Annotated in this window: 11 protein-coding genes and 1 pseudogene; 11 read left to right on the top strand and 1 reads right to left on the bottom strand. The window is 34.9% G+C overall.

What is annotated here, in order from left to right:
- The first annotated feature begins 158 nt into the window (after positions 1-158).
- The 11 genes and pseudogenes from P5P89_RS01005 (at position 159) to P5P89_RS00955 (ending at position 20,640) form a co-directional block, all read left to right on the top strand.
- Positions 159-1,189, top strand: a pseudogene (locus P5P89_RS01005) (LacI family DNA-binding transcriptional regulator).
- A gap of 293 nt (positions 1,190-1,482) precedes the next feature.
- Positions 1,483-3,648: an alpha-glucuronidase family glycosyl hydrolase gene (locus P5P89_RS01000; RefSeq protein WP_278010346.1), complete on the top strand. Its 2,166-nt coding sequence runs from the start codon at positions 1,483-1,485 to the stop codon at positions 3,646-3,648.
- A 195-nt stretch (positions 3,649-3,843) separates the two neighbouring features.
- On the top strand, positions 3,844-4,872 hold the full coding sequence (locus tag P5P89_RS00995; RefSeq protein WP_278010345.1) for an endo-1,4-beta-xylanase: 1,029 nt from the start codon (positions 3,844-3,846) through the stop codon (positions 4,870-4,872).
- Positions 4,873-5,322 (top strand): glycoside hydrolase family protein, encoded by a 450-nt coding sequence (locus tag P5P89_RS00990; protein ID WP_278010344.1) that lies wholly within the window; start codon positions 4,873-4,875, stop codon positions 5,320-5,322.
- A gap of 589 nt (positions 5,323-5,911) precedes the next feature.
- Complete coding sequence (locus tag P5P89_RS00985; protein ID WP_278010343.1) at positions 5,912-9,001, top strand: SusC/RagA family TonB-linked outer membrane protein; 3,090 nt, start codon at positions 5,912-5,914, stop codon at positions 8,999-9,001.
- Between the two features lie 12 nt (positions 9,002-9,013).
- Positions 9,014-10,957 (top strand): RagB/SusD family nutrient uptake outer membrane protein, encoded by a 1,944-nt coding sequence (locus P5P89_RS00980; RefSeq protein WP_278010342.1) that lies wholly within the window; start codon positions 9,014-9,016, stop codon positions 10,955-10,957.
- A gap of 388 nt (positions 10,958-11,345) precedes the next feature.
- Positions 11,346-12,572, top strand: coding sequence for an SGNH/GDSL hydrolase family protein (locus P5P89_RS00975; protein WP_278010341.1), 1,227 nt, complete (start codon positions 11,346-11,348; stop codon positions 12,570-12,572).
- A 34-nt stretch (positions 12,573-12,606) separates the two neighbouring features.
- On the top strand, positions 12,607-14,082 hold the full coding sequence (locus tag P5P89_RS00970; protein ID WP_278010340.1) for a sialate O-acetylesterase: 1,476 nt from the start codon (positions 12,607-12,609) through the stop codon (positions 14,080-14,082).
- The gene (locus P5P89_RS00965; RefSeq protein WP_278010339.1) at positions 14,057-15,313 is read left to right on the top strand and encodes an alpha/beta hydrolase-fold protein; all 1,257 of its coding nucleotides are present in this window, start codon (positions 14,057-14,059) and stop codon (positions 15,311-15,313) included. Before P5P89_RS00970 ends, P5P89_RS00965 begins: the two co-directional genes overlap by 26 nt.
- A 38-nt stretch (positions 15,314-15,351) precedes the next feature.
- Positions 15,352-17,877 carry a glycosyl hydrolase 115 family protein gene (locus tag P5P89_RS00960; protein WP_278010338.1) on the top strand — a complete coding sequence of 842 codons (2,526 nt, stop codon included), beginning with the start codon at positions 15,352-15,354 and terminating at the stop codon, positions 17,875-17,877.
- Between the two features lie 51 nt (positions 17,878-17,928).
- Positions 17,929-20,640 carry a T9SS type A sorting domain-containing protein gene (locus P5P89_RS00955; RefSeq protein WP_278010337.1) on the top strand — a complete coding sequence of 904 codons (2,712 nt, stop codon included), beginning with the start codon at positions 17,929-17,931 and terminating at the stop codon, positions 20,638-20,640.
- 292 nt (positions 20,641-20,932) lie between these two features.
- Here the strand turns inward: P5P89_RS00955 and P5P89_RS00950 are convergent, their stop codons facing one another.
- Positions 20,933-23,095: a beta-glucosidase gene (locus tag P5P89_RS00950; RefSeq protein ID WP_278010336.1), complete on the bottom strand. Its 2,163-nt coding sequence runs from the start codon at positions 23,093-23,095 to the stop codon at positions 20,933-20,935.
- Positions 23,096-23,139: the final 44 nt, after the last annotated feature.

Raw genomic sequence — 23,139 nt, 5'->3', positions numbered from 1 at the left:
AAAAAAATTATGTGCAAATAGATATTTAAAAATATGACAAATTAATATTTTAAAGACTATTATTTTTGTAAAAACCTTTATTATATCCTAAATAAATGCAGAATTGATTGTTGTAAGATTAAAATAAGTACATTTACGTCTATTTACTACTCTAATTCATGGAAGAACACAGACACGTAACAATTTATGATATTGCAGAAAAACTGAATCTTGCAGCATCAACAATTTCGCGGGCTTTAAAAGACCATCACAGCATAAGTGAGAAAACAATTAAAAAAGTAAAACAGACAGCTAAAGAAATGGGTTTTGTGCCTAATACTTTAGCAGCAGGGCTTCGTGGTAATGTAACGAAAACAATTGGAATTTTGATCCCCACTGTTACACAGCCATTTTTATCATCATTAATTAGTGGTATTGAGATTACCGCCCAAAAATCTAATTATTCTGTAATTATTATGCAATCGCATGATTCATACCAGATGGAGGTTGATATGGCTAAGTCCTTATACAGTAATAGGGTAAGTGGAGTTATTTGTTCGCTTGCAATGGAAACTAAAGATACTTCACATTTTAAACAATTTTCAAATAACAACATTCCTTTAGTGTTTGTTGACAGGGTACCAAAAGATTATGATACTTTTCGTGTTGTAATCAATAATTATTTAGCGGGATATAAGGCGACAAAACATCTTATAGAACAAGGATGTAAAAGAATTGCTCATTTAACTGCCGGATCAGAATTCGGGACACTTTACAATGAACGTAAAAGAGGGTATATCGATGCTTTATCTGAGCATGGCATTCCCGTTGAAGAAAATCTTATTATTAGTTTAAAGGAAATGACTTACGAGGATGGTGTAAAAGCCTGTAATCAGTTGTTTGACTTGAAATCACCACCAGACGGACTTTTTGCTCCAGGAGATATTCTTGCAGTAAGCGCAGTTCAAACCGCAAAAAAAGAGGAATTAAGGTACCTGATCAATTTGCGGTAATTGGATTCAATAATGACCCTATCTCTGAAATAATTGAGCCTAACATTTCTACTATTACACATCCAGCTGAGAAAATGGGTAAAGCTGCGGCCGAATTAATTATTAAAAATCTCAAATCGGTTAAAGAAGAGGATGCGAAAGAAATTACATTCTTAAATACTCAGGTGCTTATACGTGAGTCTTCCAAAAAAATATAAAAAATATACAAGTACCAAGCTATTTGGCCACTGTTATTATGTCTTATATTAACTGTTTTTAAATTTAATATTCTATGTCCTGAAATTATAGGATTTATGGTGTTAATTTTTTAAAATAAAGCATAAATAAGATTTTTTATTTTTTAATTGCTTTATTTTTGTATTTTAGCACAACCGATTGCGAACACTTTGATATTTTTAATACTGTATTTTTTTAGTATTTATATTGCTAAATAATCAGTCTATTAATAAGATGATGTTTGTAGCTAATTAAGCAGTAAAAAGAAGAAATAATGAAACCTATAAAGAAGACTTTTTTCAAATTGAGCATATTGTTTTTTGTATTCTGTTGTCCGGCATTGGCACAGAAAGATTACAAATTGTGGCTGCAATATGAAAAGAAAACTAATTCAAAAACAATTTCAGATTACTTATCAAATATTAAAGGGATAGTAGTATTAGAAGATACTGAAACTTTAAAAATCGCTAAAAATGAATTGCATACTGCTTTGAATGATATGCTTGGAAATAAAATGCAGGCAGGAGCAAAATTAGAAGGGAATAATACTATAATTTTAGGCTCAAAATTGGCCTTAAGTCCTGAAATTCAAAAAGAAATTGGGTCTGGTTTCGATCTTATAAATGATGAAGGTTTTATTATCAAATCGATTTCGGTAAGTAATAAAAACCATATTGTTATTACTGGTAAAAAAGATATTGGAGTTTTATACGGTGTTTATCATTTTTTGCGATTAATCCAGACAAATAAACCAATACAAAATTTAAATATTGCTGATAGCCCAAAAACAAATATCAGGATTTTAAATCACTGGGATAATCTAGACCGCACTATCGAGCGTGGCTACGCCGGTTTTTCATTATGGAACTGGCAAAAACTTCCTGGTTTTATTGATCAGCGATATGTTGATTATGCCAGAGCAAATGCATCAATTGGAATAAACGGAACCGTTTTGACCAATGTAAATGCAAACGCTCTAATCTTAACGCCTCAATATTTAGAAAAGGTTGAAGCTTTGGCTAACGTGTTTAGACCGTACGGAATAAAAGTTTATCTGACAGCGCGTTTTTCAGCACCAATTGAAATCGGTGGATTAAAAACTGCAGATCCAAAAGATCCTGGTGTGGTAAATTGGTGGAAAGATAAAGCTAAAGAAATTTATAAAAGAATTCCGGATTTTGGGGGCTTTCTGGTAAAAGCAAATTCAGAAGGTCAGCCAGGGCCACAAAATTATGGAAGGGATCATGTTGACGGTGCCAATATGCTTGCCGATGCCGTTGCGCCATTTGGCGGGGTAATTATGTGGAGAGCTTTTGTCTATTCTGAACATGATGCCAATGACAGGGCAAAACAAGCTTATGCTGAATTTGTCCCTTACGACGGAAAATTCAAAGAGAATGTAATCGTTCAGGTAAAAAACGGAGCAATCGATTTTCAGCCACGCGAACCTTTTCATCCTATGTTTGGGGCTATGCCTAAAACGCCATTAATGATGGAATTTCAAATTACTCAGGAATACTTAGGTTTTAGCACACATTTGGTTTTTCTGCCTAAATTATTTCAGGAAGTTTTAGAAGCAGATACTTATCAAAAAGGAAAAGGAACAACCGTTGCTAAAGTAGTTGACGGTTCTTATATAAAAACGAAGCTAACAGGTATTGCAGGAGTTTCCAATATCGGAAATGATTTGAACTGGACCGGTCACCCTTTTGCACAGGCTAACTGGTATGGCTTTGGAAGACTTTCCTGGAACCCCAATTTAGATTCTGAAACTATTGCTGATGAATGGCTGAGATGTACGTTTTCGAATGATGAAAATTTCATCAGCCCAATTAAAAAAATGATGATAGAATCTCGTGAAGCAGTTGTTAATTATATGACTCCACTTGGATTACATCATATTATGGATACAGGGCATCATTATGGACCAGGTCCTTGGGTTTCTAATTTATCCAGACCGGAATGGAATCCGGTGTATTATCACAAAGCAGATAAAAACGGTATTGGTTTTGACCGCTCTAAAACCGGAACAAATGCAACATCACAATATGCCCCGGAAGTAGAAAAATTGTTTGATAATGTGAAAACCTGTCCTGAAAAAGATTTACTATGGTTTCATCATCTTGACTGGGATTATAAATTAAAAAACGGGCAAACACTTTGGGATGGTTTAGCTTTGAAGTATCAGGAAGGTGTTGATCAGGTGAAAAATATGCAAAATATTTGGAATAAAGCTGAAAAATATATTGATAACGAACGTTTCAAAGAAGTTCAGATGTTGTTACAAATTCAATATAAAGAGGCAAAATGGTGGCGGGATGCCTGTCTGCTTTATTTTCAGCAATATTCGGGTAAGGAATTGCCTGTGGGAGTTGAGAAACCAGCACAATCCTTAGATTATTTTAAATCATTAAAATTCCCTTTTGCGCCCGGAAATTAAAAGATATACAACTATAATTATTATTACTTACGGATTGTATTAAATGACAAATGAAAACTGTACAATAATTCAACATAAAAAAACTATCAACCTTAAAAACCATAAAATGAAATTAATTAATCATTATTTACTGCTTTTACCTCTAATCATCTTCACCAGCTGTAATGCACAAAAAAAGAAAAAAATGGTATTTCATTGAAAGACAGTTATAAAAAAGATTTTTATATCGGTACTGCGTTAGATGTAAATCAGATTGAAGAAAAAAATGCCAAAGAAGATTCTTTAATCAAAAAACAGTTTAATGCTATTACAGCAGAGAATATCATGAAAGCGATGTTTTTGCATCCTTCTAAAGATAAATATGATTTTGCAACGTCTGATAAATTTGTTGCCTATGGAGAAAAGAATAAAATGTTCATACATGGCCATACTCTAATCTGGCATAGTCAATTGGCTCCATGGATGGCTGAAATTAAAGACAGTACAGAAATGAAAGCTTTTATGAGAGACCATATCACAACAATTGTCTCAAAATACAAAGGAAGAATTGATTCCTGGGATGTTGTAAATGAAGCTTTGAACGAAGACGGAACATTAAGAAAATCAGTTTTTTTGAAGACACTTGGAGAGCAATATCTTGTTGATGCTTTTAAACTGGCAGCTGCTGCAGATCCAAAAGTAGATTTGTATTATAATGATTATAATAATGAAGAACCGGCAAAAAGAAAAGGCAATATTAATTTAATTAAAAAAATCAAAGCAGGAGGAGGAAAAATTGATGGAGTAGGAATACAGGCTCACTGGCGATTAGAAAGTCCTTCTATAGAAATGATTGAAGAAAGTATTTTGGCGTATTCTGCTTTGGGCTTAAAAGTTGCTTTTACAGAATTGGATATTACCGTTTTGCCAAACCCTTGGGATTTAAAAGGTGCGGATGTGAACCAAAATTTTGAAGGAAGTGCAAAAATGAATCCTTATCCTGAAAAACTTCCCGATTCTGTTCAGGTGAAACTAGCTGAGCGTTATGCGTCAATCTTTAAATTGTTTTTAAAACATAAAGATAAAATCAGCAGGGTAACATTTTGGGGTGTTTATGATGGACAGTCCTGGTTGAATGACTGGCCAATAAAAGGAAGGACAAATTACCCATTATTATTTGATAAAGATTTAAAACCTAAGAAAGCGTATGATAGCGTATTGAAGTTAAAAGAAATAAAAAAATAATTGGATACTATAGTAGAAATGTTTGCAGATGATATTTTGGAACTTGCTGAAGATCTCAAAGAAATTAAAATTCTGGACGAACAAGGAGCTGTTATGCTGTCTTCAAATAATTACAAATCTTTTTTCGAAGCTTCATGGATTCATAAATATAATGGTAAATTTTATTTCTCTTATTCAATACAAGACAGTAATTTTATTTTCTATGCAATTGGTGATAGTCCTTATGGATCTTTTACATATAAGGGAAGAATATTTAATCCGTTTGCAGGCCGGGCTGTTTATCATTCTATATATGAGGTGGATAATGAATGGTATTTGTTCTGTCATAATTCCACTTTTTTAAACCCAATACAGGATTTGAGAAATATAAACCTTACTAAAATTGATTATATGAAAAACGGTAAAATTGTTACAATAGATTCTTACGGTATAAGAAGAATAAATGAATAGCTTGTAGTTGAGTATAAAATAATTAAATTATTATTGATAGCTACGAAACGTTTTATCGTGGCAATAGATATTTAAATTGTTGTAAATAATTATATCATTTGTTTTTATAAATTGTATATATGAAAAGCATAAAAATTGCGACTTCAAAAGCTCCTTTACTCAGGGAGCTTTTTTTGTTAAATGAGCAACCGATTGTATTTTGTTTTTAATGTCATTTTTAAAATTTCATCTGATTATTTGTGTTTTTTATTAAGAAATCAATTATACCAAGCTCAGGCAACGCTATTTTAACAATATTTTACTTTTTAATTTTGATGCTTCAGGAAAAATATCAATATTATGATTTATGTACTTAATTGACATATTCACTTTTAAATCATTATTTTTAATCCCGAAATTCGTTTAAAAATATATATAATGTATTTTTTATAGCATTATATTATATACAATGTTTTTTATTAGGATATTATTATTAATAATTTAAAAAAAAAATAAACAACCGATTGTGTATTGATTGTTTTTTTCTACATTTGTTACATACACTTAATGACTAAACCAAAATGAATTTTAATTATTTAAATCAATTTTTATGACTAACTATTTTGTTACAATTAAATCGAAGCATTTAAAATGCTTTTGTTTTTTGATCTTAATGCTTGGCTTATCACTCCATGCGGGTGCGCAAACGAAAGTCAAAGGGACAGTATCGGATGCAAATGGCCCTATTCCAGGGGCTAATGTAAATTTAAAAGGTACTAAAACTGGCGTAAGTACAGGTTTTGATGGTACTTACTCTATCGATGTTCCTTCAAACGGAGTACTTGTTTTTAGCTTTATCGGTTTAAAAAGCAAAGAAGTAGCTGTAAATGGCCAAAACCAAATCAACGTAAAGCTTGAAGAAGAGTCAGGCGTTTTAAAAGAAGTTGTGGTTATTGGATACGGTACACAAAGAAAAGAAGCGGTAACCGGATCTGTAGCTTCAATTGGAGGGAAAGAATTAAATGAGGTACAATCTGCCAACGTAACACAGGCATTACAGGGTCGACTTGCAGGTGTTGAGCTAACACAAACTTCAACAAAACCGGGAGCAGCTATGCAGATTCGTATACGTGGAACAAGATCTCTTACAGGGGATAATGATCCGTTAATTGTACTGGATGGAGTTCCATTTGGCGGACAAATTGGAGACATCAATCCAGTGGATATTAAGTCTGTTGATGTTTTAAAAGATGCATCTGCAACTGCAATTTATGGTTCCAGAGGTGCAAATGGAGTTATATTGATTACAACCAATAAAGGGCGTAAAAATCAAAGTGCTACATTTACTTACAATGGGTTTACAGGTATTAAGCAGATTTTTGGTCAATATGATATGATGGACGGTGCAAAATTTGCAGCATTGCGTGATTATTCTGGTCGTTTCACTGATGGGGTTGATGAATCAAGAGATACTAATATAAACTGGCAGGATTCTCTTTATGGTTCTGGCGAAATGATTAGTCATGATGTGAGTGTTTCAGGAGGTACAGAGAGCGGTAGCTATAATGCAGGTTTAGGATATTATAAAGAAGAGTCTGTTTTGCCAGGCCAAAAGTATGAACGTTTCAGTCTTAGAGGCGGGCTAGATCAGCAAATTGGGAAAATTTTCCGTGTAGGATTTACTACTAATAGTAATTATAGTGTCACAAATGGTGATAATATTGGTACAGGTACTATCTTAGGTACTTCTCCTTTAGCAAATCCATATAATCCAGACGGATCTTTGAAAAGGACAGTTAAAATGGCAAATGATGAAAATTGGGTGTATACAAGAAATACTATAGAAGGTTTAGGAGATTCTTATGTAAACCAAACCAGAGCTTTTAGCTCTTATAATAATATTTTTGCAGAGCTAAAAATACCTGGAGTTGAAGGTTTAAAATATCGCATGAATGGTGGTTTGAACTTTCGTACATCTAATAGTGGATATTATGAGGGATATGGAGTGTTTGATGTAAATCCAACAACTATTTCAAATGCTTCTATCGGTAATTCACTTGCAACACAATGGCTTATTGAGAACTTGTTAACTTATGATAAAACTTTTGCTAATAAACATACTATTAATTTTGTTGGGTTGTATTCAAATGAACAGCGTACAAGTAATAGTTCTCTTATAAGAAGAAATGGAATTACTTCTGATGCATTTCAGTTTTACAACTTAGGACAGAGTGAAGAAGAAGCAGTTATAAATCCGGCAGATCAGGATTATACACAATGGGGATTAACTTCTTATATGGCCAGATTGATGTATTCATATGATAATAAATATTTTATTTCGGGAACAGTTCGTTCTGATGGTTCATCAAGATTAGCGCCTGGCAATAAATGGTTTACCTATCCGGCAGTATCTGTAGGATGGACAGTTTCAAATGAATCTTTTATGAAAAATATTTCATGGGCTAATTTAGTAAAATTGCGTGCCGGTTATGGTACAACTTCTAATCAGGCAGTAGCTCCATATTCTACTTTAGGAGCTTTAGGTACAAGACCTTACAATTTTGGAAGTACAAACTCTACAGGAGTGTATGTTACTCAGGCACCTAATCCTAATTTAGGTTGGGAATTTTCTACCACATGGAATTATGGATTAGATTTTGGATTCTTTAATAATCGTTTATCTGGTACAATTGAATATTATAAAACACATACTACCGATGTTCTGCAAAGTGTTAATCTACCACCAACAGGAGGTGTAAGTAATTATATTGGAAATGTTGGAGAGACTGAAAATAAAGGTTTTGAAATAGCATTAAACGGAGTAATCCTTGATAATCCAAAAGGATTGAGCTGGACGGTTGGTTTTAACTTATATGCTAACGATAATAAATTAGTCAAACTGGCTTCAGGAGCTACAAGAGATGAAGGAAACTCTTGGTTTGTTGGTCATAATATCAATTCTATTTATGATTACCAAAAAGTGGGTATCTGGCAGGAAGGAGATCCTTATATGTCAATCTATGAGCCTGGACCAACAGGTATTAATCAGCAAGGAACAGTAGTAGGGTCCATTAAAGTAAAATATACAGGTGATTTTAATCCAGATGGTTCGCCAACACGTGCAATTAATGCAAGTGATAGACAAATTATAGATACTGACCCGGATTTCCAGGGAGGTTTCAATACAAATTTAACCTACAAAGGGTTCGATTTTTCTGCTGTAGGAGCATTTAGAAGTGGTGGTGTCTTGATAAGTACACTTTATGGAGGAGCAAGTTATCTTAATCTTCTTGATGGTCGTAGAAGTAATGTTGATGTAGATTACTGGACACCGGATAACAGAGACGCTGAATTTCCTAATCCAAGAGGTATTAGAAGCGGTGATAATCCAAAATATATGTCAACAATGGGGTATTTTGACGCATCGTATGTGAAAATCAGAGCACTAACATTAGGTTACACGTTAGATCAGCAGTTTATGAGAGATTTAGGAATTCAGAAGCTTAGACTTTATGTAACGGCACAAAACCCTTTTGTACTTTTTTCTCCTTACCATAAAATGTCTGGAATGGATCCGGAAACAAACTCATTAGGTGATGAAAATCAGGCTGTAGCTTCATACAATAGAAGGTTTTTGGTTATTGGAACCAATACACCTACTACCAGAAATTATTTATTCGGACTTAACTTAACATTTTAATAAGGAACAACCATGAAACGATATATTTTTAAAAAATTAATTATAGGATCAGTAGTATTGTTCTCTTTTGCAGGCTGCTCTGATATTTTAGAAGAAAAACCACACGACTTTTATGAACCAGGGTATTTTAAAACAGAAGCAGGTGTAAAACAGGGATTAACTTCTCATTATGCACATTTACGCTGGATATACGGACAGGCATATTATTATAATTCTGTTCAAACCGGTACAGATGAAAACACTTACGGGCAACAGGCCGACGGAAACTTCAAAGATCATGATTTATCAGGTGTTGGAGTAATAAATCCAAATTCAAGCCGAGCTGATGTAGTTTGGAACAATTCATACAATGATATTAATACTGCCAGCGGAATTATTGAAAATGGTGCAGCAGTAGGTGTAGCAAGCAGTTTAATTGCTGAGTCAAGGTTTTTTAGAGCTTTTGATTACTTTTTATTGGTACAGAATTTTGGAGGTGTACCTTTAGATTTAGGTGCAGGCGAACTGAAATTTAACACTAAGCCTTCTAGGTCGTCTAAACGTAATACGGTATCAGAAGTTTATACTAAAGCTATTTTTCCGGATTTGGTATCAGCTGTAAATGATTTACCTGTTGCACCTAGATTGACAGGTACAGTGACTAAAACAGTAGCTCGTCTATTTTTAGCAAAAGCCTATCTGACATATGCCTGGTGGTTAGAAAATCCAAATAATATCCCAACCTATCCTGATACGCCAAGAGTAGATCCAGATGGACACAATGCTCAATGGTATTTTCAAAAAGCTTACGATATAGCTTTAGACGGAATTAATAATCCTGGTTCATATGGATTATTGGATTATTATTATGATGTTAACTTGGGTTCTAATGACCGTAATAAAGAGGTAATGCTTTACGCAGACCATACTGAAGAAAGTGAATATTACAATGGTGCTAGTCTTACTTACGGAAGTGGAGGTTCACCTGATAATTTTGCAGGATGGATGGGTACATTCAATTACACTGCAATAAGAAGTAAAAATGGAACAACTTCAGTTTCGTCTGTACAAAGAGCTGCTGATCAATTTTTAGGACGTCCGTGGGTAAGAATGGCACCACCTATTGAAGTATTCACCAATACATTTGCAGACAAAACTAATGACTCCAGATATGATGGGACATTTACGTCAGTTTATCGAGGAAATTGGAATTTACTTGGTACGGGACTAACAAATGTAACTACACTTACTAATGCTAATGGATTGTCTGTGACGCCTAATAGTGCAATTTTAACTTTCTTAAATGATGAACCAGGGACACCAATTACATATCCTACAGGAGCAGGTGACAGCGGAGTTGGTGGAGGAGTTTTACCAGGTAGAGCTGATTACGTTATTGCACCATCCGGAATAAACAGAATAGTTTATCCAGGTTTATGGAAGTTAGGGCCATATCGTACTGATAATGCAGGAGGATTAGGGCAGCCAAATGCAGGTAGCACCAGACCTTTTCCGATAGCTAAATTTTCAGAATTCTATTTTGTTGCCGCTGAAGCTGCAGTAAAAGGAGCAACTGGTTCAATGACTGCCAGAAGTCTTATCAATGTAATACGTGCACGTGCCGGAAAATGGCGTTGGGATAATAATGGGAATGTTGCAAAGAGTGCTGACAATAGCGCTTTATTAACCAGTACAACTCCTGCTGTAATTACAATTAATTATATTCTCGCTGAACGTTCTCGTGAGTACTATGGAGAGGGATACCGTTGGTACGACTTAATAAGAACTCAAAAATGGAATGAACTTGCAGGTAAATATTCAATTGGCGGATCAAATTATGTTGATCATACACCACAAGTTGTTACCAGAACTATTGAGCCGCATCATTATTTGCGACCAATTCCTCAGGGACAAATAGATTTGATGGAAATGAGTGCTGCTGAAAAAGCAGAATACCAGAATCCAGGTTACAATTAAATTGATTTAAATACTGTAAGAATAAATCATTATTTTAGGCACTGAACCTATTGTTTAATTGGTTCTAAGTTTTTAATTATAAGCCGGGGGGTAATTCCCTCGGCTTTTAAATTCTGAATGATTGGTAGTTGCATTTAGTCAGTCACGCAAATGATTCAGATTTGAATTAACAGAAGTTATCATTAATTAGCCGTTTTCAAATACTACTTGTAAATAATATAGGAATCTGTATTTAGTGTAATTTCAATAAAATTATTATGCAATTTCATCTAAATAAAGATTTTCTGTGATTCATAATAGGTAATCAAAAAAATATAATCAATATGATAACTTTATATACACTATTTTGAAATTTTTCAAATTTGGTAATAATGTAAACTGATAAACCATGAAAAAAAGACAAATAATATCGATTCTGGCCTTAGTAAATCTGCTCATTTTTATTGTTAGTTGTAAACCTAATCAAGTAACAGCGAAAAGAACGGATAAAAATTGGGTAGGCACCTGGGCAACAGCACAAATGCTGGTAGAGCCTAACAACATGCCTCCAGAACCTGGTCTGGCAGAAAATACGATTCGACAGATTATCAGGGTTTCAATAGGAGGAAAGCAGCAGCGTATGCGTTTCTCTAATTTATTTAGTGATCAGCCAACTGTTTTAAAATCGGTAAGTGTTGCAAATGTGGTTACTGCTCCTGAGATCGATCCGGCAACACAAAAAATATTAAGTTTCAACGGAAATCCTGAAATAACAATGAATCCCGAACAGGAAGTTTTTTCAGATGTTTTTGATTTTGATTTAAAACCGGGACAGCTTTTAGCCATTACCATTCATTATGGAGCTGCATCCCATAAAACATCAGGCCATCCGGGCTCCAGGACAACTTCTTATATTTTACAGGGTGATAACATTGCCAATGCAACTTTTTCAGGTGCGATAAAAACGGATCACTGGTACTCTATTATGGGAGTAGATGTTAATAATGACAGCGCTGCCAATATTGTATGCCTTGGAAATTCTATTACTGATGGGCGCGGATCAGGAACAAACAAACAAAACAGATGGACGGACATCTTATCTGCCAGATTACTTGCCAACAAAAAAACAGATCACATAGGGGTTTTGAATTTAGGAATAGGAGGAAATTGTGTGGTTAAAGGCGGATTAGGCCCAACGGCGCTGAATCGTTTTGACAGGGATGTATTATCTCAAAAAGGCACAAAATGGTTAATGATTCTTGAAGGCGTGAATGATATTGGAGGAATTAAAAACGCTGAAGATGCTCCTCTTAAAGCTCAGGAACTGATCGAAGCTTATAAAGTAATGATTGATAAAGCACATGCCAAAGGAATAAAAGTATATGGATGTACTATTTTACCTTTTCAGAAATCGTTTTATGACGCCCCTTACAGACAGGAAGCAAGAGATATTGTAAACGAATGGATTCGAAATAGTAATGCCTTTGATGCTGTAATTGATTTTGATAAGGCAATGGCTTCAGGAATGGGCTCCAAAACTATTTTATCAGACATGCATGACGGCGACTTTTTGCATCCAAACGAATCAGGTTATCTTAGGATGGGAGAAGCAGTCGATCTGGATTTATTTAAATAAGACTTTAATGATTTTTGACAATAAAAATAGCTGTATGAAATTAATAACTAAATTTTTTGCATTTGCTATCCTTTTTTCAATAGCACAAAAAGGATACTCTCAGGATCCTGATTTTCATGTTTACTTAAGTTTTGGACAGTCGAATATGGAAGGATATGCTAAAATAGAAGCTCAGGACAAAGTAGGAATTGACGACAGGTTTCAGGTTTTGGCAGCTGTAGACTGTCCAGAGACAGGACGTAAAATAGGGAACTGGTATACCGCAGTTCCACCTTTATGCCGATGTAATACCGGACTAACGCCTGTTGATTATTTTGGAAGAAACCTGATTGCTAATCTTCCTAAAAAAGTAAAAGTAGGTGTTATCAATGTAGCAGTTGGAGGTTGTAAAATTGAGCTTTTTGATAAAAATAAGTCAGCAGAATACATTGCAACAGCACCTGACTGGATGAAGGGCATGATTAAGGAATACGACGGAAATCCTTATGCAAGGCTGGTTGAGATGGCAAAAATAGCGCAAAAAAAGGGTGTTATTAAAGGTATTTTACTACATCAGGGAGAATCTAATACCGGTGATACACTTTGGCCTAAAAAAGTAAAAATTGTCTATGATAATTTGATGAAAGATCTGAATCTGGATCCGAAAAAAGTGCCGCTTCTTTCTGGTGAGACGGTAAATGAAGACCAGAATGGTAAATGTGGAAGCATGAATAAAATTATTGCAACACTGCCAAAAACAATATCGAATTCTTATGTAATTTCATCTAAAGGTTGTACAGTAGAACCTGATTTTTTACATTTTAATGCTTCAGGTTACAGAGAATTAGGAAAACGCTATGCTCAGAAAATGCTTTCTTTGTTGGGATATCAATTCTCTGATAAAGGTATTTCTTTAAGAATACAGGCTCCTGTTGGTTTTGATCAGTTGAATGCAGACATACCCGCCGGAAAAATAGAGACCATTACTTATGAATCTAAAACCGTGGGTTCAATCCGAAAAGCTACCGTTTATACACCACCGGGATTCAATAAAAAGAAAAAATATCCTGTATTATATCTTTTGCACGGAATAGGAGGCGATGAAAAAGAGTGGCTTAACGGCGGTAATCCGCAGATTATTCTCGATAACCTTTACGCAGAAGGGACCATAGAACATATGATAGTAGTGATGCCAAATGGCAGGGCAATGAAAGACGATAGTGCTATAGGTAATATAATGGCTCCGGATAAAGTACAGGCATTTGCAACTTTCGAAAAAGATTTATTAAATGACCTAATTCCTTTTATTGAAAAAAAATATCCGGTTCTCAAAGATAGAGAACATCGCGCTATTGCAGGATTGTCAATGGGAGGCGGTCAATCCCTGAATTTCGGATTAGGTAATTTAGATAAATTTGCATGGGTTGGCGCATTTTCTGCTGCTCCAAATACCAAAATCCCTAAAGAGCTTCTTTCTGATCCTGAAGAAGCAAAAGAAATTAAAATTGCTCTGGATTTCCTGTGGAGATAACGACTGGCTTATTAGTAACAGCAAACGCACCCACGATTATCTATATAAAAATGATGTTCCACATGTTTATTATATAGAACCGGGCGTTCATGATTTTAAGGTATGGAAAAACGGTTTGTACATGTTCTCACAGTTTTTATTCAAGCCCGTAGATGCTTCAAGTTTTGCGAAATATACTGTTTTAGGAACACAGGCAGAAACGAATATCCGTACTGCTAAATATCCTCAAATACTGCCGGATAACCGGGTCGTTTTTAAAGTAAAAGCACCACAAGCTACAAAAGTGCAAATTGATTTAGGAAAAAAATATGACCTGATAAAAGATGAAGAAGGAACATGGAATGTAACTACTGATGTCGTTAATAAGGGATTTAATTATTATTCACTGCTTATTGATGGCGTTGCTGTTGCTGATCCGTCAAGCGAAAGTTTTTATGGTATGGGACGTATGGCCAGCGGAATTGAAATACCTAATAAAGAAGGGGAGTTTTATGCTTTAAAAGATATTCCACATGGTGATATCAGGATTAAGAAATATTTTTCAAAAGGTAATAATTCATGGCGTGAAATGTATGTTTATACACCGCCGGGTTATGAAAATGCTCCAGAAAAATTTCCTGTTTTATATTTATTGCACGGCGGAGGTGAAGATCAGAGAGGATGGGCCAATCAGGGCAAAGCTAATTTGATTTTAGACAATCTGATAGCTGAGAATAAAGCAAAACCAATGGTAATAGCTATGATTGATGGCAATATGGGAGGAACTGAAGGTTTTAATGAAAATTCCCTAAAAGCTTTTGAAAATGAATTGAAATCTGGAGTAATACCATTTGTAGAAAGTAATTTTAAAGTAGCAGCTGATGCTAAAAACAGAGCTTTGGCCGGATTATCAATGGGTGGATTGCAGACTCTTTATACTGGTGTTAAAAACTCAGATATGTTTTCCTATATAGGCGTTTTTAGTTCAGGCTGGTGGGCTAATAATCAAACATTGTCAGAACCGCAGTATGAATTTATGAAAAACAATACTGCCATTATTAATTCGAATATTAAAGAATTTTGGATTTCTATGGGAGGCAAAGAAGATATTGCTTTTGAAAATTGTAAAATAATGCTAAGCAGGTTTGACAAGATTGGAATAAAATATAAATACAGCGAATATCCGGGAGGTCATAGCTGGCCAGTGTGGAGACACGATTTATTTATGTTTGCGCCTCTGTTGTTCAAATAGAAAAAATAATTTTTGTAATTGATTTTTAATACAATACAATGAAAAGATTTTCAATATTTATCATAACACTGTTTACCATCTGTATATCGGGCAAATCAAAGGCTCAGTCTTTTATAACAGATAAAAAAGGCAGTGATGTTATTATTCTGAAAGAGAAATCAAACTCTCTTTCTTTTTTTGTCAATACAGGAACAGATCCTGGTATTGGGCGCGCGGTAAGCAATCTTCAGTCAGATTTTGAAAAAGTAACAGGTCAGAAGCCAACGATTTTTAATCAGAATCCAAATTCGCCTTCAGCATTGATCATAATTGGCGTAATCGGTACGAATTCTATTATTGACGATTTAGTAAAACAGAAAAAAATTGACGGAAAGCTCCTTAAAGGTAAAAATGAAAAATTCGTTATCCAAAGCGTTAAAAATCCGTTCAGGGGAGTGCAAGAAGCTCTTGTAATTGCAGGCAGTGATAAACGCGGAACAATTTACGGAATCTATGAATTATCCCGACAAATAGGTGTGTCTCCATGGTATTACTGGGCTGATGTACCTGTTGCGCCAAAAGAAAATATCTATTTTCTGAAAGGAGTATACAGTGATGGTGAACCTGCCGTAAAATACAGGGGTATTTTTATCAACGATGAAGCACCAGCATTAAGCGGTTGGTCTAAAGCAACATTTGGTGGCTTTAATAGTAAGTTTTATGAAAAAGTTTTCGAATTACTGCTTCGTCTAAAAGGCAATTATATATGGCCGGCGATGTGGGGAAATGCTTTTTATGATGATGATGTCGCCAGCGGGCCTCTTGCTAATGAGATGGGAATTATTGTAGGTACTTCGCATCATGAACCTATGGCTTTGGCTCAGACCGACTGGCGTCGATATATTAAAAAAAACAATCTTCCAAATGTTTGGGATTATGCTAAAAATAAAACTGTTTTAGACGAATTCTGGAAAGGGGGAATTGCGCGCAGTAAAAATTGGGAGAAATTAGTAACAGTTGGAATGCGAGGAGACGGGGATGAAGCGATGAGCGAAGGAACCAATATAAGTCTTCTGGAGAATATTGTAAAAGAACAGCGTAAAATTATTGCAGAGGTTACTCATAAAAAAGCCGAACAAACACCTCAGGTATGGGCATTATATAAGGAAGTACAAGACTATTATGATCAGGGAATGCGGGTTCCTGACGATGTTATTCTGTTGTTTTGTGATGATAACTGGGGAAATGTCCGAAAACTCCCTGATCTGACCAAACCTTTACACAAAGGCGGTTACGGAATGTATTACCACTTTGATTATGTTGGAGCACCAAGAAATTCGAAATGGATCAACATAAATCCGATACAAAGAGTCTGGGAACAAATGAATCTTAGCTATGAACATGGGGTTGATCAAATATGGATCGTCAATGTTGGGGATCTTAAACCAATGGAATTTCCGATCAGTTTCTTTTTAGATATGGCCTGGAATCCTAAAAAGTTCAATTCTCAGAATCTTTTTGAATTTACCGAAAAATGGGCAGCTGATCAGTTCGGAAAAAAACATGCTAAAGAAATCGCAAGACTATTAAATACATATCCAAAATTCAACAGAAGAGTTACTCCTGAAATGCTGGACAGCAAAACGTACAGTCTTGAAAATTATAATGAATTCCAAAATGTTGTCACTGATTATAAAAACCTGTCACTTGATGCTTATCGAATTTATAATGATATTCAGCAACAATACAAAGATGCGTATTTTCAGCTTGTTTTATACCCTATAGATGCCTGCAGCAATCTTTACGAAATGTATTTTGCACAAGCAAGGAACAGAAAACTGGCTTCAGAAAAAAACATTTTAGCCAACACTTTTGCAGATCAGGTGAAAAGCACTTTTGCAAGAGACTCTATTCTTCAAAACAAATACAATAATGAAATTTCAGGTGGAAAATGGACTCACATCATGGATCAGATGAGAATTGGATACAAGTCATGGAATGATACTCCTAAAAATATCCTTCCCGAAGTTACCTATGTGGCTGAAGAAAAAATTTCTAAAAAAACTGTTTTCCAGGAAAAAAACGGCTATGTCTCTATAGAAGCTGAAAATTATTCGGTTTTAAACAATTCTAAAAATATTCACTGGGAAGTCATTCCTGACTTTGGGAAAACAAAATCAGGTATAACTACTTTTCCTCAAAATGCCTATCCAAAAAACGATGAAAATATTTTTCTGGAATATGAGATCAATTTTGAATCTAAAGGAGAAATGAGTGTTCAGCTCTGGTTAGCCCCAACCCTCAATTTTAATAGCAACAAAGGACTCAAATATGAAATTTCTTTTGATAGCAATGAGCCTCAAATTATAAATTTTAATGGACACTACAAAGGTGAGTTAGGAAAATGGCAGGCAGAACATATTATTAAATCCATAACGAAACACAATATTTTGAATTCAGGCAAACACACATTGCGTATCCGCGTATTAGATCCAGGAATTGTACTGCAAAAAATCCTTATCGATTGCGGCGGTTTAAAGCCAGCTTATCTTGGCGCTCCCGAAAGTGATATAGTGTATGAGTAAATTCTAATTTTTCAGGTGATTCAATTTTAGTAACTAATAAAAGTAAAATATATGAAAAAATTATACCAATTAAGTTCAGTATTGTTTGCAGTTTTTTTTGCGTTATCTTCCAGTTTGCATGCACAGAATGCAAAAGTTCAAATTGATAAAAATAAAACTTACCAGAAAGTCACCGGTTTTGGAGGTTTTGTATGCAGTCCACAGTTTGGATATAATTACATGTCAACTGACGAAATTAAAAAAATGTGGGGGACAAATAGTGATGCCGGTTACAATATTATGCGCCTTTATATTCCGGGAGAGAGTAACTGGCCTTCAACGCTTGCAACTGCAAAATTAGCCAAAAATGACCTGGGATTAAAGATTTTTGCGAGTCCCTGGACAATGCCTCCTGAATGGAAAACAAACAACAGTGAAGTTGCAGTTTTTACCGATGAAAACGGAGTTAAGCAAATTGGCTATCTGAAAGAAGAACATTATGAGGATTATGCTTTGTATCTTAATCGTTATGTAACGTATCTTCGTGATAATGGTGTAGAACTCGATTATATTTCAATTCAAAATGAGCCTGATGAAATGGCAACTTATCAGGGTTGTATATGGACACCTGTACAAATAGCTACTTTTGTTAAAAATTTCGGTCATCTTATTAATTGTAAGGTTATTGCGCCTGAAAGTGTTGGTTATTCTGATTCTTTTGCAAATGGTTTTCTGGATGCCAGTGTCATGCAAAATTTTGAAGTTTACGGCGTTCATCAGTATGGTGGTATTCAGTCCAAATACAAACAATTTCAGAATTATAACAAAGAAATATGGATGACAGAATATCTTATTAACTGGAATTCGGGAAGTACAGTTCGTGATTTCAATTGGGGAATCGATGCTTTTAGTTTCGCAAACAGTGTCAATGATGCGATGCTCGGAAATGTAAATGCCTGGATTCACTACGCCACTAAGCGATATTACGCTCTGATGGGGGATGGATCAAACGGAACAGTTGCCGGAGAAATTACCAAAAGAGGACACATACTTTCGCACTATGCAAAATTCACTACAGGTACAACACGTGTAGAATCAACATGGAGCGATGCTACGGCACAGCTTAAAGGTTCTTCGTACATTAATGATGCCGGTGATAAAATTGTTCTTACTATAATTAATCCATCGCAAAACACGTATAATCTGACTGTAGATTTACCATTTTATGCTGTAAAAGGAACTAAAACAATTACGACTCAGAGTATTGATTGGCAGAATACAGCGGTTAATTTTGCAGAAACATTCCGTCCGGTAGTGAGTATTGATCCTTCTAGTTTTATTACTTTAACTTTTGAAAAGAGTAAAGACAGGATCGCTTCACAAATGACCAGTAAAGAAGTTCATTACGCTAAGATCGAAAACCAGTCTGTTACAAATCCTGCATTTGGAACAACATACCAGATTAGTGGCAAAACTGTGACATTTGCAAACGCAAATCCGCTGATAAGTGCTAATATGACCGATTCTAATGGATATTTGAAATTAGACAACCGTTATAATAAACTTATAATGCATGTTAAAAGCTTTACTACTGCAAACCAGGCTAATACTGACAATACAACGCTTTATTATATCAATGATAATGGGCAGGTAAAGTCTAAAAACTATGGAAAATTCAATTTCCCTACAGGCGTTGAATTTGATTTGACATTTGATATATCTAAAGCCGTTTTAACAGATGGATGTACCGGAATTATTGGCCTGAGAAATTCTAATTACAGTTCAGTACTTACTTTAAATTTAGGGGATGTATATTTTAATATTGCTGACGAAAAAGCAGCCGAATTTGGAGGTACATATTCAGATGATGACAGTCTTTTTATGGATGCACTGGAAAGTGCGAAATTTGTGTCATTAGATTTTAGAAATGCCACAGGTATAAGTTCATCTCAGGACTGGCATGCCAAATCAGCCAATAAAAATAGTATTTTTTATGTAACGGCGAATAATACTGCTATGAATGTTGTTTCCGGAAGTGTGAGCAATAATTTAAACCTTATGGATCTGGGTGGTGATTTTAATGTTCCTTTCGCTTTTTCAGCCACAGCAGCATCTTTTACCAAAACAATTGCAGATTACGATGTTTTGGTGCTTCCATTTGAAGCCAGTATACCTCAAGGTGTTACAGTTTATACAATGAATCCATCATCTGCTAAAATAGTATGTAATCAAATTGAAGGTACAATTCCGGCTAATACTCCTGTTTTATTGAGTGGTTCAGGTACATTTGTTTTTAATGGTACCGGAAATGTTTCAACACCAAAGGCCTTAACTGTTAATCAGATGAATCCGGTTTACATTGGTATTAAAGCTCCTGCCGGAAGTTACACATTGAAGACGGTAAATAATGTTACGGCATTTTATCCTGTAACTGTTGGAAGTGAACCCTTAATTTCATCATTCCGTTTTTACTTAAGTGAAAAAAGTGGATATAATGCTGCGGTTCTTCCTTTTGAATTTAATACATTAAGTACAAATAAGAAAGAATTCAGCAAGGCGGATTTCACATTATATCCAAATCCTGCAGTAGGGGAAATTTTTGTTGATATGCTGTCTTCTGATTTTGATTATAAAATTTTTAATATCCAGGGAAGTTTAGTGAAGTCAGGGACTTTGAAAAACGGCAATACCAAAATAACAATAGAATCTCTACCTGCCGGGGTTTATTTTATTAACGGAGTAAACGGTCAATCTAAAATAACGAAGAAGTTTATAAGAAGATAAAATTACTGGCCGGGAAAAAAATGAAGATTTTAGATTAATAGTAAATTTAAAATCGGAAACTGAAATATTTTACCCCTGCGATAATTTACTTATTACAGGGGTAATTTTTTTAACTACTGTGAAATAATAATTAATAATGTTAATTCATTCAATTTCAGATTGTTTTTATGTAGTCTTAGAGTATCATGAAAAATTAAAGTGTATTGGCTTTTGAATTAAATGAAAAAAATCGGAAAGGCAACTTTTTTCTTTACTTACAGAGAGTAATTTTTAATATTAGACAATGTATTTATTATTTGACAGTCACAGACAAACTACTCACAATATTTTTGGCAGATGTTGCAGTATAAAGCATAAATTCACCAGGTTCAATTTTCCATCCGGAAGTTTTTTCATCATAGAAAGCCAGATCTTTTACTTTTACTTTTAAGTCCACAGTTTTTTGTTCTCCAGGAGCAAGGAATATTTTACCAAAAGCTTTTAATTCCTTTTTAGGTCTTAGAACAGATGCATTAGTTTGTCCAACATACAATTGAACAACTTCAGCACCGTTTGATTTTCCTGTATTTTTAATATTGAATTTGACTGTTATTTCATTATTAACTTCATAGACTTTTTTGTCAGATGTAACATTAGAAATTTCAAAAGAAGTATAAGATAAGCCATAACCAAAAGGATGTTGAGGCTCAATTCCTTTAGTGTCGAACCAACGATACCCTACCAGAATATCTTCATCATAATTTACTTTCAAATCGTGTCCCGGGTAGGCTCCTAATGCATGAGCGGGAGACTGGCTTAAAGTAACCGGAAGAGTAAATGGCAGTTTTCCTGAAGGAAATTCTTTGCCACTCAATACATCAGCAACAGCATTACCTGCTTCCATTCCGCCATACCATCCCCATACTAATGCTGGAACGCGGGATTCAATGCCCGCCAGTTCAAGTGGTGATCCTGCAATAATTACGACAATCGTTTTAGGATTTGCTTTAGCTACTTCCTGGATCAAAGTCTCTTGTCCGTATGGCAATCGCATATGCAATCTGTCAAAAGATTCTGAATCAAAATCATGGTTTAAACCTGCAAAAACGATTGCTACATCTGATTTTTTAGCTTGTGCCACGGCTTCATTGATTAATTTCCAGTCTATTTTATCGGTATTTAATTGACCTGCACTGCTTCTTTCAACGACATGGGATTGTTTTTCATAACCTTGTGCAAAATTGATCTGCATCGACTTTCCGTATTTCTTGGTCATAGCCTGAAGTGGCGTAACTTCATATAAAGCTTTGATTTCTGAACTAAAGCCACCTTCACAATGCGTGCGGGTCGCATTATCACCAATAATAGCGATTGATTTAATGGCACTCATGTTCAAAGGCAGTGTTTCCTTTTCGTTTTTTAATAAGACAATAGCTTCTACAGCAGAACGATAGGCTGCCTCCTGATGCTCTTTTGTATTTATAGCACCTTTTACACGCGTTTCAGGATCTAAAACTTTGGTTTTAATCATGACTCTCAGAATGTTTGCCACTTTTTCATTAACTACGCTTTCTTTTACACGTCCTTCTTTTACCGCTTTAATCAAAGGATCAGCAAAGTACCAGTCATTATAGTTATCTTTTTCAGTTCCCATTTCTAAGTCCAGACCAGCCAAAGCTGCTTTTTCTGTACTGTGCACAGCATCCCAGTCAGACATGTAAACACCTTTGAAATTAAATTCATTTCGCAAAATTGTTCTTCCCAAATAAGTATTTTCGGTACAATATTCACCTCTGAATTTATTATAAGCACCCATAACTCCTAACGTTCCGGCATCAACAACGGAAGCTTTAAAACCCGGCAAATAAATTTCGCGTAAAGCCCTTTCACTCATCGTTACATCTACTACAAAACGATTTTCTTCCTGATTATTGGCTACGAAATGTTTTACACAAGCTGCAACATCTTTTGTTTGTAAAGCCTTGATGTAATTTATTGAAAGTTGAGAAATAAGAAAAGGATCTTCACTTAAATACTCAAAGTTTCGACCACAAAGAGGAGAACGGATAATATTGATTCCCGGGCCAAGCAAAACATCTTTTTTACGAAAACGTGCTTCTTCACCCAAAACAAATCCACGCTGTTTAGCCAGTTCCAGATTCCAGCTTGCCGCCATAGCTGTTCCGGGAGGAAAAGAGGTAGAGAAATCATCGGTTTGCCCCGTATATTTCCAGTTATGACGATTCATTTCTGCCCTGACTCCGTGTGGACCGTCAGATAAAGCCCATTCCGGAATACCAAGATGCTTTATTTGTTCAGTGTAAAATTTTGAATTTCCATGCAGCATACCAACCTTTTCTTTCAAAGTCATTTTCTTAATTAACTCCTGAATTCTTTTTTCAACAGCATTATCTGTTTGTGAAAAAGAACTTTGAAATGCTGAAAACAAAACAATAGCCATAAATCGTAATCTCATTTTATATGTTTTAGAAAACCTTTTGGTTAAATTAAATAATTTGG

Source organism: Flavobacterium gyeonganense (genome assembly GCF_029625295.1).
GTDB lineage: Bacteria > Bacteroidota > Bacteroidia > Flavobacteriales > Flavobacteriaceae > Flavobacterium > Flavobacterium gyeonganense.
This window is presented reverse-complemented; position numbering and strand designations above follow the sequence as displayed.

Coding starts and splice junctions, on each gene's coding strand:
- P5P89_RS00975 (WP_278010341.1), top strand. CDS start 11,346: ATGAAAAAAAGACAAATAATATCGATTCTGGCCTTAGTAAATCTGCTC.
- P5P89_RS00950 (WP_278010336.1), bottom strand. CDS start 23,095: ATGAGATTACGATTTATGGCTATTGTTTTGTTTTCAGCATTTCAAAGT.
- P5P89_RS00960 (WP_278010338.1), top strand. CDS start 15,352: ATGAAAAGATTTTCAATATTTATCATAACACTGTTTACCATCTGTATA.
- P5P89_RS00980 (WP_278010342.1), top strand. CDS start 9,014: ATGAAACGATATATTTTTAAAAAATTAATTATAGGATCAGTAGTATTG.
- P5P89_RS00985 (WP_278010343.1), top strand. CDS start 5,912: ATGACTAACTATTTTGTTACAATTAAATCGAAGCATTTAAAATGCTTT.
- P5P89_RS01000 (WP_278010346.1), top strand. CDS start 1,483: ATGAAACCTATAAAGAAGACTTTTTTCAAATTGAGCATATTGTTTTTT.
- P5P89_RS00970 (WP_278010340.1), top strand. CDS start 12,607: ATGAAATTAATAACTAAATTTTTTGCATTTGCTATCCTTTTTTCAATA.
- P5P89_RS00955 (WP_278010337.1), top strand. CDS start 17,929: ATGAAAAAATTATACCAATTAAGTTCAGTATTGTTTGCAGTTTTTTTT.